This window comes from Kitasatospora sp. NPDC057542, from assembly GCF_042801945.1.
Taxonomy (GTDB): domain Bacteria; phylum Actinomycetota; class Actinomycetes; order Streptomycetales; family Streptomycetaceae; genus Kitasatospora.
Genome location: NZ_JBHVFE010000178.1, coordinates 8,523 through 16,187 on the forward strand (window position 1 = coordinate 8,523; position 7,665 = coordinate 16,187).

Below are 7,665 nucleotides of genomic sequence, written 5' to 3' on the forward strand. Positions count from 1 at the left end.
GTCGAGGAGCCTGCGGCTGAGGTTGACGAGCCTGCCGTCGAGGCGGAGGTGGCTGAGGCCGAGGTGGTCGAGGTCGCTGCCGAGGTCGAGCCCGAGCCCGTCGTCGAGGCGGTCGCCGGCGAGGAGCCCGTCGCCGGGTCCGAGGCTGTTGCCGTCGAGGTGACGGAGCCTGCGGCCGAGGCTGCCGTGGAGGCGCCTGTGGTCGAGGCCGAGGAGCTCGCCGTCGAGACGGAGCCCGCCGCCGCTGCCGAGGAGCCCGCCGTCGAGACGGAGCCCGAGCCCGCCGCCGTTGCCGAGGCTCCCGCTGCCGAGCCGGAGGCCGACGCCCGTCCCGCGAAGCCGGACTTCACGCCCGGCCGCCCCGTGACCGCCTACTCCGCCGACGAGCTGCTCGCCGTCGTGCGGTGGGTGGACGGCGACGGTGTCGAGCGGACGGACGAGGAGCTGCTGCGAGCGGCCATGAAGGAGCTGGGCTTCGCCCGCCTCGGCCCCCGGATCAAGGAGGCGCTGGGCGCCGCCGTCGCCGCCGCGCGGGGCTGACGACGTACGGCCGTAAGGCCGAGGGCCCGGGACGCGGTCATGCGTCCCGGGCCCTGTCGTGTTTTGGTGGTGCCCTGGCGTCAGCCGGCCTTGTTCCACGGCTGGCTGGACATCAGGGCCTTCACGTTGGCGACGTACGCCGGGTTGGGAATGGACAGGCTGCCGACGACCTCGCCGGTGGCCGGGTCGGTGACGGCGTTGTAGTGCACGTTGCCCGCGCCCGCGTTGTACGCGGAGACGACCAGGTCGAGCAGCGGCGTCTTGCCGGTGGCCGGGTCGGGGGAGAGTTCGTACTTGCCGCCGAAGGAGGAGTCGCCGTAGTAGGCGACGAGCCAGTCGAGCAGCTGGGTGCCGAGCTGGACGTTCCCGGTGAGGGTGGCCGGGTCCGAGGTGGTGCCGAACTTGCCGTTCATCCAGCTGACGGTGTTCGGCATGACCTGCATGGTGCCGATCCCGCCGTCGCAGGCGACGATGCCGGACTGCCAGCCGCTCTCCTGCCAGGCGATCGCCTTGACCAGGTTGACGGGCAGCGGCGGGAGCTGGTCGGTGCCGCCGGTGCCGAGCTTGAGCGTCCGGGACTGGCCGGCCGCCGCCGCGAGCGCCGCGCCGACGGTCTCCTTGGCTTCGTCCGGCCGGGGTTTGCTGGGCGTGCAGCCGCTCTGTGCCGGGGGCACGTGCGGGGTCGCGGGCGCGGGCGGCGGGGGCGCGACCGGGCCGGGCTTGGCGCTCGGCACCGGGGCCACGACGACGGGCTTGGCGACCGGCGGCTGGGTGGGCACCCCCGCGGGCAGGCTGCCGGCACCGGCACCTGCCTTGGCGGCGCTGCCCGGCTGGGTGCTCGGGGCGGGCTTTGCGGACTTGCCCGGGCCGGCGCTCGGGCTCTGGGTGGCGCCGGGGCTCGCGCTCGCCGGGGCGGTCGGGCTCGGGGTGGTGCCCGCGGACGGGCTCCCGCTCGGTGTCGTGACGGCCGAGGCGCTCGCGGCCACCGGGGTGCTGCCGGACGACGCGTCCTGGTGCTGGTCGGCGTGCTCGGTCCCGCAACCGGCCAGGACGGCGGTCGAGACGGCGACGGCGGACACCAGGACCAGCGTCCGCCGGGTCGTGCTCTCTCTCATGTGTGGTCCCCCCACTTGTCACCGGCGGTCGCCGGTGAGTGGCGGTCATCCTATGAGGTGCCCGTACCGCCGGGACCGGACGGGTGGTCGAGGGCCCGCCGCAGCACGGCCGGGGCGGTCACCAACGACGGCCCGTACCAGGTCAGGTGCCGTCCGCTGACCAGTGCCGCCGGAGTGCCGGGGAACGCCTCCGGGCCGTCCTCGGCGGTGAAGCGGTACGGCTCGTCCGGCAGGACCACCAACTCCGCCCGGCAGGCGAGCAGTTCGGGCAGTGGGATGGCCGGATAGCGCTCGGGGTGGTCGGCGTGGACGAGCCGCAGGCCCAGGCGGCGGAGCAGATCCCCGGCGAAGGTGTCGCGGCCGAGGACCATCCACGGGCGGCGCCAGATCGGCACGACGGTCCGCGGGCCGTCGGGCTCCGGAGGAGTGCTGCCGCCCCCGACCGGGGACCAGGCCGCCTCCGCCTCGTCCAGCCAGGCCGGCCGGGGCAGCCCGCAAGCGATGGTCAGCAGCCGGTCCAGGGAGCGGAAGGCGTCGTCCAGGGTGCGGATGTCGGTGACCCAGACCGGGACGCCGGCCGCCCGCAGCGCGTCCAGGTCGGGGCGCCGGTTCTCCTCGTCGTTGGCGAGGACGAGGTCCGGCGCGAGCGCGAGGATGCGCGGGACGTCCGGGTTCTTGGTGCCGCCGATCCGGGGGACGGGCAGGTCGGCGGGGTGGCTGCACCAGTCGGTGGCGCCGACCAGCAGCCCGGGCGCGGTGACGGCGACCGCCTCGGTCAGCGAGGGCACCAGCGAGACCACCCGGCGGGGCGGGCGCGGCCCGAGCCGGACGGGGAGGTCGAGGTCGTCGCGCGGGGCGGTGGGGTCGGCCATCCGGCCAGCCTACGTCGGGGGCGGTCGGCGGCGTACGAGCCCGTGGACGCACCGGCGGCAACCGGTCGCGAACGGGCGGGAACCCGCAGCCCCGGCCGCCCGACTACCTGGTCCGGGTCCGCAGTACGGGCCCTCAGCACGATCACCCAGCACCAGACCAGCACCAGCACCGTCACCGGGCACGGTCACCCAGCACCGTCACCGAGCACGGTCACCGACCAGGAGAGAGTTGTCATGCGTCCTCGCGTCGTCTGTGGAATCGCGGCCGCCGTCGCCCTGTTCGCCACGGCCTGCGGAAGCGGGACCGGGGGCGGATCGAGTGCCTCCGTCACCGCCCAGGCCGGCCCGGGCGGTGGATTCCCCGTCAAGGTCGCCGACTGCGCGGGCAAGGAGACCACCATCGCCAAGGCGCCCGCCAGGATCGTCACCAGCAACGCGTCGAGCCTGGAGCTGCTGCTCCAACTCGGTGCCGGGGAGCGGGTGATCGGCACCGGCTTCCCGCCCGGTAAGGGCACCCTGCCCGGCGCCCTCGCCGAGCAGGGCGCCAAGGTGCCGGTGCTCGGGGACAAGGGCATAGCCAAGGAGAAGCTGCTCGGCTCCGGCGCCGACCTCTACGTGGACACCTTCGGCGCGATGCCGATGATGGGCGGCGGCGCCACCGGACCGAGCGAGGAGGAGTACGCGGCGGCCGGCATCCAGCACGTGTACCTGCTCTCCACCGCCTGCGCCGGGACGCCGAAGGCCGCCAAGGCGCCGCGCACCGACCTCGCCGGGATCGAGGAGGACGTCCGCCGGCTCGGTGCCGTCACCGGGACCGCCGCGCGGGCCGAGGAACTGGTCGCCGGGATGGAGAAGCAGCTCGGCGAGGTCCGCACCGCGCTCGCCGCCGTACCGGAGGGGCAGCGGCCGAGCTACTTCGTCTTCGACTTCGACGCCGGTACCAAGCAGCCGGTGGCGGTCTGCGGCCGGCAGGTCGCCAACGCCGTGATCACCCAGGCCGGGGCGCGCAACGTGTTCGCCGACTGCGACGCCGACTTCAAGCCGGGATCCTGGGAGGACGTGGTCGCCGAGAACCCGGACTGGATCCAGCTGGCCGTGCGCAACCGGGGCAGTGAGGAGGCCACTCGCAAGGCCTTCGACGAGGCCGAGGCCTTCCTGAAGGGCTTCCCCGCGACCCAGGGCCTGAAGGCCGTCCAGGAAGGGCACTTCGTCCGGCTCGGCTCCGAGGTGACCACCATCGCGGGGGTGCGCAACGCCGACGCCGTCCGGCAGATCGCCGCGACCGTCCACCCGGACCTCGTCAAGAACCCCGACCTCGCCAAGAACGGGCAGTAGCCGGTGACTTCGGCCATCGCTCGGAAGGATCGCGGCGAAGCCCGCCCGGCCCGCACCCTGCGGGCCGGGCCGCTGGCCGCCGCCCTCGTCGCCGCCCTGGTGCTCGCGCTGACCGCCGCCGTCTCGCTCGGCTCGGTCGACGTCCCGCCCGGCGAGGTCTGGTCGGTGGTCGCCCGTCGGCTCACCGGGCAGGCCCCCGAACCCGGCGCCCGCGACCTCATCGTCTGGCAGCTGCGTGTTCCGCGCGCCCTGTTGGCGGCCGTGGTGGGCGCCGGGCTCGGCCTGGTCGGCACCGCCGTGCAGGCCCTGGTCCGCAACCCGCTCGCCGACCCCTACCTGCTCGGCATCTCCTCCGGCGCCTCGCTCGGGGCGGTCGCCGCCATCGTCCTCGGCACCACCCTCGGGCTCCAGCTCTCCTTCGGCAGCGCGCTCGGCCTCACCGTCTCCCTGGCGGCGTTCGCCGGCGCGCTCGCCGCGTTCTCGCTGGTCTGGCTGATGGCCCGGCGCGGCGGCGGATTCTCCCCGCTGCGCCTGGTCCTCGCGGGCATCGGCATCGCCCAGTTCCTCGGCGGCATCACCAGCTACCTGGTCCTGCAGACCCGCGACGAGCAGCAGACCAGGGGCGTGCTGTTCTGGCTGATGGGCAGCCTCGGCGGTGCAGTCTGGGCCCAACTCGCCGTCCCCGCCGTCGCCGTGGCGCTCGGGCTGGCCCTGCTCCAGGCCCGCGCCCGGGGCCTCAACGCGATGCTGATGGGCGACGAGACGGCCGCGGGGCTCGGCGTGGACGTCACCCGGCTGCGCCGCGAGGTCTTCGTCGTCACCAGTGTGCTCACCGGGGTGCTGGTCGCCGTCTCCGGGGCGATCGGTTTCGTCGGACTGATGGTGCCGCACGTGTGCCGGCTGCTGGTCGGCGGGGACCACCGCCGGCTGCTGCCGCTGTCCGCGCTCACCGGGGCGCTGCTGCTGGTCGTGGTCGACACCGTGGCCCGCACCGCCCTGGACGGCCAGGAACTGCCGATCGGCGTGGTCACCGCCGTCCTCGGCGCCCCCACCCTGCTCTACCTGCTGGACCGACGACTGGAGCGCAGTTGAGGATCGCCGTCGAGGACCTGAGCGTCGCCCTGGCCGGCCGGACGGTGCTGGCCGGGGCCAATCTTATCGCCGAGGAGGGGGAGATCGCCGGACTGGTCGGGCCCAACGGCAGCGGCAAGTCCAGCCTGCTGCGCACCGTCTACCGGCACCTGCGGCCCAGCGCCGGCCGGGTGCTGCTGGCCGGGCGGGACCTCGCGGAGCTGCGACCCGCACAGTCCGCCCGGCACATCGGGGCACTGCCCCAGGAACGCGGCGGGGACTTCGAGTTGAGCGTTCGGGAGGTGGTCGCGATGGGCCGCACACCCTACAAGCGGGCCTTCGCGTCCGACGACGCCGAGGACCACCGGATCACCGCCGAGGCGCTGGTCCGGGTCGGCATGGCCGAGGCCGCCGACCGCCGGTTCGCCCAACTGTCCGGCGGCGAACGGCAGCGGGTGCTGCTGGCCCGCGCGCTCGCCCAGCAGCCGGACGTCCTGGTGCTGGACGAGCCGACCAACCACCTGGACGTCCGGCACCAGGTAGAACTGCTCGCCCTGCTCCGGGAGCAGCGCCGCACCACCCTGGTGGCCCTGCACGACCTCAACGCCGCCGCCTCGGTCTGCGACCGGCTGCACGTCCTGCACGGCGGCGCCCTGGTGGCCTCCGGGGCACCGCGCGAGGTGCTGACCGCCGACCTGCTGGCCGAGGTCTTCGGGGTGCGGGCGGCGGTGGTCGAACACCCCCTCACCGGCGACCCGTTGATCGCCTTCGACCACCGCGCCCCGGCAACGGCGGAGGCCGCCGTGCCGGGGCGGTGGTTCCCTGCGGGCCCTGGCTAGCGGCGCGGGCCGGCGACGAGGTCGCTCAGCCGGATGACGGTGATCTCGGCCTGGCCGTGCCCGTCCTCCCAGCCCGCGACCGCCTCGCAGCCCTCGTCGTCCAGGCCGTGGACCGTGGTGTCCTCCAGGACGGGCATCAGGCCCGTGTCGCCGTCGGTGCAGAAGTAGCCGAGGTGGGTGCGTAGTTCGGGGTTGGGGATCGCGGCCAGCTCCTGCGCCCACTCCTCCTCGGGCTCTGCCGTGAAGGGCGTCAGCTCCTCGGGGGTGCGGCCGGTGCCGAAGGCCGCGCGCAGGGCGTCCAGGAGCGTGCCGTCGGAGACGAGCACGGCGGTGTGGACCTCCCAGGTGCCCGCGAACCCGGGGGAGGTGAGGTCGACGCCGTACCGCTCCAGCAGCGGGGCCAGGTCGACGCCCCGCAGGAGGTGGCCGCTGAAGCAGGCGACCTCGACGGCGGCGACGAAGCCCTCGGGGAACTCCGCCGTGCCGCCGGCCGGCCGGAACTCGAAGACGGACGTGCTCGGGTCGAAGACCGGAGTGCCCTCGGCCTCGTCGAACAGGTAGAGCGTGGACACGAACGGCTCCTCGCCGCGCAGCGCCGCCGGGCGCACCCAGGCGTGCTCGGTCCGGAAGTCGATCTCCTCCATGTAGTTGCCGGTGACGCAGGCGGCGTAGACCGCTTCGGAGTCGTACTCCGTGAGGGGGCGGCCGATCAGGACGCCGAAGGCGTGGGCGAGTTGGCGGTCCCAGTCGGCATCCGCGACGGCGGCGGGGTGGTAGGTCATGGGCGGCACCGTAGCGGAGCCCCCCGACAGGACGGCGGCCACGCCCAGGGGCTGATGCGGGACTGTCGCCGTTCGCGGACACTCCCGGGCCCGGGGCGGGCGTGATCACGGCCAGGGGCTGCGAAGGGGGGAGGCGTGATGCGGCGGCGGCCTGGGGAAGACGCGCCCCAGCTGCCTACCAGGCCCACCAGAAGACCCAGCTGCCCATCAGTCCCACCAGAAGCCCCAGTTGCCGGTGCCGACCAGTTCCTCGGCGTAGTCGGCCAGACCCTCGCCGTGCTGGGACAGGCTGTCCGGGCAGAACGCCACGTGCTCGGCCGCCACCAGCAACGCCTCCCCCGGGCCGACCGGTGGCGCCGCGACGCTCAACTCCAGCGAGGCGGTCCCCACCTGGACGACCCGGGCGCCGAAGCGCTGCTGCCAGCTGCGCAGCACGGCGGCGATCTCGCCGCTGTCGCCGTGGCCGTTGGTGCCGTTCCAGCCGCAGGCGGCCAGCGCCTCGGCGCCGCCGTCCGCGCGGACCAGGCCGATCCGCAGGCCCGGCCGGGCGCGCAGCAGTTGGCGGGCCAGGCGGTCGGCGCACTCCTGCGGGTCCCGCCGGGGCGCCGCGGCGGGGGCCGGGCCCGGCCAGGTGTCGCCGAAGGGCGCCAGTTCCGCCAGCAGCTCCGCCCGGTCCTGCGGATCGCCCGAGGGGCACCACAGCACCGCCTTCTCCCACCATTCGCGCAGCAGGGCGGCCGGGTCGTACCCGTCCAGCGCCGGCTCCCCCGGCTCCCCCGGCTCCCCGGGCTCCAGCCCCAGGTCCCGCCCGTCGAGGACCGGGACGTCGTCGCCCGGCTCCACCAGCAGCGGCCACAGCCCCGAGCGCGGGTGATCCCGGTGCAGCCGCTGCCACACCCCCTCCGGCGCCGGCCCGTCGCTCACCCACAGGGCGGGGGCGACCTGACGCCCCGGCAGCAGCGGCGCCGTACGGCCCTCGGCGCTGCGGTCGGGGAAGCGCCCGCGCAGGGTGCGGAGCAGTTGCGAACCGATCATGCGCCCACGGTAGGGGTACGCACCGACAGCCCCGGTCGCAGGGCTGGGCGGGGGCGCGAGGACGGGTCTCCAGGCC

General features: G+C 75.0%; 7 protein-coding genes and 1 pseudogene. 4 read left to right on the forward strand and 4 right to left on the reverse strand.

The annotated features are described in order from the left end of the window. Positions 1–540: pseudogene (locus tag ACFU7Y_RS22370) on the forward strand (hypothetical protein); the annotation flags it as partial. Positions 541–620: 80 nt separating this feature from the next. Here the strand turns inward: ACFU7Y_RS22370 and ACFU7Y_RS22375 are convergent. Then, entirely contained in the window at positions 621–1,655 is a 1,035-nt protein-coding gene (locus ACFU7Y_RS22375) for a transglycosylase SLT domain-containing protein (RefSeq protein ID WP_380769432.1), read from the reverse strand. 50 nt (positions 1,656–1,705) lie between these two features. After that, positions 1,706–2,527, reverse strand: a complete 822-nt coding sequence (locus tag ACFU7Y_RS22380; protein WP_224284113.1) for a helical backbone metal receptor — start codon at positions 2,525–2,527, stop codon at positions 1,706–1,708. Between the two features lie 234 nt (positions 2,528–2,761). On the opposite strand from ACFU7Y_RS22380, the gene ACFU7Y_RS22385 reads away from it, so the two are divergent. Genes ACFU7Y_RS22385 through ACFU7Y_RS22395 form a run of 3 tightly spaced genes read left to right on the forward strand, consistent with a single transcriptional unit; the run spans position 2,762 to position 5,772 of the window. After that, a complete protein-coding gene (locus ACFU7Y_RS22385) occupies positions 2,762–3,862 on the forward strand; it encodes an ABC transporter substrate-binding protein (protein ID WP_224284112.1) in 1,101 nt (366 codons plus the stop codon). A 3-nt stretch (positions 3,863–3,865) separates the two neighbouring features. Continuing rightward, a complete protein-coding gene (locus tag ACFU7Y_RS22390) occupies positions 3,866–4,954 on the forward strand; it encodes an iron ABC transporter permease (protein WP_224284111.1) in 1,089 nt (362 codons plus the stop codon). Next, a complete protein-coding gene (locus ACFU7Y_RS22395) occupies positions 4,951–5,772 on the forward strand; it encodes an ABC transporter ATP-binding protein (protein ID WP_380769433.1) in 822 nt (273 codons plus the stop codon). The genes ACFU7Y_RS22390 and ACFU7Y_RS22395 overlap by 4 nt, the downstream gene beginning before the upstream one ends. Here ACFU7Y_RS22395 and ACFU7Y_RS22400 read toward each other — a convergent pair. Together ACFU7Y_RS22400 and ACFU7Y_RS22405 are read right to left on the reverse strand one after the other, a co-directional pair. Beyond that, positions 5,769–6,554 carry a hypothetical protein gene (locus ACFU7Y_RS22400; protein ID WP_224284109.1) on the reverse strand — a complete coding sequence of 262 codons (786 nt, stop codon included), beginning with the start codon at positions 6,552–6,554 and terminating at the stop codon, positions 5,769–5,771. The two genes, ACFU7Y_RS22395 and ACFU7Y_RS22400, sit on opposite strands and share 4 nt — an antisense overlap. Positions 6,555–6,761: 207 nt before the next feature. Beyond that, on the reverse strand, positions 6,762–7,589 hold the full coding sequence (locus ACFU7Y_RS22405; RefSeq protein WP_380769434.1) for a DUF4253 domain-containing protein: 828 nt from the start codon (positions 7,587–7,589) through the stop codon (positions 6,762–6,764). Between the last annotated feature and the right edge of the window lie 76 nt (positions 7,590–7,665).